Origin of the sequence: Kitasatospora sp. NPDC087315, from assembly GCF_044744345.1 — a bacterium.
Classification (GTDB): Bacteria; Actinomycetota; Actinomycetes; order Streptomycetales; family Streptomycetaceae; genus Kitasatospora.
The window spans coordinates 1-2,858 of record NZ_JBIUYD010000060.1 but is presented as its reverse complement, the minus strand read 5'-3'; the positions used below and the strand labels follow the sequence as shown (position 1 = coordinate 2,858).

Genomic DNA, 2,858 nt, shown 5'->3' with positions numbered 1-2,858 from the left:
TCGGTGCGGCGGGTCCGCAGGTGGTCGCGGTAGGGGTCGACGAGCGTGGGCCGGTACTGCGGCGCCCGGCGCAGGCCCTCGGGCTCGGGAGCGCGCGCGTATCGCTTGACGGTGTTCAGGGCCAGGTTGGGACGGCGGGCGCACTCGAGCAGGCCCACGCCCTTGCCGAGCAGGTCGTGGACCTGGTGCCAGCGCTCGCGGGTGGTCGCCGCGCGCACGCCCTCCGGACGCGGTGGGTTCACGGCCGCCCAGCATGCGGAGTGCGCCCGCACTTCCTTCAGGACGGCCTCGCAGAGATTGCGCCAGATGGTACTGGTGGGCCGTCGGCGAGGTGCCTGCTGAGCAGGTCCTTCTCCGGCGGCCCCCAGCCCGAACGACGCATGCGACTTTCACCGCACGTCGCTCTCCAGTGACTACTCCGTGAGTGCCGGGACAGATTTCCTGCCGTGGATGGTCGCGTGGCAACTTCCGCAGACCACAAGGGTTTTGCGGTGCCGTGCGGCCATGAGATCTGCCCACGGTTGCCGGTCCGGTCCTGGCTTTCCGAGGTCGGTGAGCTTGGCGACGTGGTGGACTTCCACCTCGTCGACGTGCCCGCATGCCTCGCATCGCCCGGCAAGGAGTCGGGTGACCAGCTCCTTGCGCTTGGTGTTGACCAGGGCCAGCTGACGGTCAGTGATGACCGTCTTCTTGTTCTGTCGCAGCGGGATCCCGCCGAACCGTCCGACCAGTGGCTTCCTGCCGATGCGTTCGACGCGGGCCTCGAAGCACTTGCGCGGCCCGTGCGGTGTCTCGATGGTGGTCGCGTACTTGCGGGCCATCTTCGACACCGACGAGCGGTGCTTGTTCGCCAGCGTCATCAGCATCGAGGTCTCCATGACCCATTGCAGCCGGGCGAGTCGGAAGACGTCGCCGGCCATCAGGTAGTACTGGACGATGCCCCGGTACTCGGACCCGTAGGTGCTGACGATGACGTGGTCGTCCTGGTTCAGCAGTTCGGGCCGACGCGCGGGTTTGCCGCGCTTCATGTACTGGGCCTGCTTGGCAGATACCACCGAACGGGGGACACGCAGACTGATGATCCCGTTGACAGAGCGCCGTCTGCCGGAGACCTTGCGGTCGTTGTGAAGCACGGTGATGTTGTAGCCGAGGAACCGCGCCGCCTGGGTGCGGGCGTGCGTGATCAGGGTCTTCTCCGGCGACAGTTCCAGCTTGAGTTCGTCATGCAGGAACCGCGCCAGACGCTCCTTGATTTCCTCGGCTTCTGCTTTTGGTCCGGCGAACCCGAGCAGGGTGTCGTCGGCATAACGAACATACCGAAGCCGCCGGTAGCCGGAATCTTGAGTATCCATGCTGGGCATGCTGCGGAGCTGCTTGCGTAGTTCCCGAACCGAGGTTCGGTCGCCACGCTTGCGAGCGCGTCCTATCGCCGCCCACACCCGGTGAAAGGCGCGGTTCGGCTGCCTGACTCTTCCCCGGCTGTATTCCGGGATCAGAACCTTCTCGACGTACTCGTCCATCTTGTGCAGGTAGATGTTGGATAAGATCGGTGAAACGACCCCGCCTTGCGGACTTCCGCTGTGCGTGGCGTTCCAGACCCAGTCCTCCATGTATCCGGCTGTGAGCATGTTGCGTACCAGCCGCAGGAACCTGTTGTCGTGGATCCTCTCGCCCAGGGTTCGGAGCATGACCGAATGGTCGAGCCGGTCGAAGCACTGGGCGATGTCACCCTCGATAAACCAGGCCGTCCCCGTCCAGGTATGGACCACATCACTTAACGCGGTGTGGCAGCCCCGGCGAGGGCGGAAACCGTGAGAGGAATCGGAGAACGTCGGCTCGTAGTACGCCTCAAGCAGCAGACGGACCACTTCGCCGACGAGCTTGTCGCTCCAGGGCGGCAGGCCGAGCGGACGCAGCTTCGTGCTGCTCCGCCCCTTGGGGATGTAGACCCTCCTGGCCGGGCTCCATCGGTAGCGCTCGTGGCGCAGCGCGTCGATGACGTGCCCGATCTTGCCCAGCGACATGCCGTCCACGGTCTCCCCGGTGACCCCGGGCGTCATCGCTCCCTTGTTGGAGTACAGACGCCCATAGGCCAGCAGATACAACTGCGGATTGAACAACTGTCGATACAGTTCATTGCACGGCAGGCCGCGCCTGCCGCGTTCACGGAGGACACTCAGCACCGTTTCGGCGTTCTGCATTACGCATACCTCCCGGTTCTTGGGTGTCCGATCACCTGGCCCCCTTCGCCCATGCGGACGGCTTTCCCGTCCTCCTTGGCCGGTCGTGACTCCGGCGACTACTACGGGGCCTCCGTCGCCATAGGAAGATCTCTTCCCGTAGGCGATCCCATGTTCGTCCTTGTCGTACGTAACAGCGTGAGGTAGGCGTCCCACTCATCCCCTTGAATGCCCTCGCTGGGCATCGCTCCGCGCTCTGGAGGTTGCGTCGGCCATGGTACTAAGCCGTCGCAGGGCGCGGCACCGGTTTCAGGCATCTTTCCGGTGGATTCGACCTTCAATCTTCTGGGGATTGGGATTCAGGCAATCCAGCTTTCGCCATGTCACGCGGGTCCCGCGACGCCCCGTCCCCAATGCCTGGGCCCGGCCGTCGCTTTCCTGGCATGCTACGGTCCCCTCACCGTTTCCGGATTAGGTAAGCCATTGGACCCAAGAACCTCCCTCCAAATTCTTCCCGACTGAGTCGGGGATACGACAAGGCGCCTCATGGCGCACTGCCACCGGTCACCGACCTGCACCGCTTCGGGCAAAGCTCGGCGAACGGCCTCGCCGTAGGCCCCGGAGCCGTCCCGGCACACGATCTCGACACCCGGGTGCTCGCGCAGCCACGCCTCCAGG

1 protein-coding gene and 1 pseudogene are annotated in these 2,858 nt (G+C 64.9%); both read right to left on the bottom strand.

Annotation, left to right across the window (positions count from 1 at the left end; all coding sequences use genetic code 11):
• Nucleotides 1-368: pseudogene (locus tag ACIO5D_RS38460) on the bottom strand (hypothetical protein); the annotation flags it as partial.
• 45 nt (nt 369-413) lie between these two features.
• Nucleotides 414-2,201, bottom strand: a complete 1,788-nt coding sequence (locus ACIO5D_RS38455; protein ID WP_400800956.1) for a reverse transcriptase domain-containing protein — start codon at nt 2,199-2,201, stop codon at nt 414-416.
• Nucleotides 2,202-2,858 lie beyond the last annotated feature (657 nt).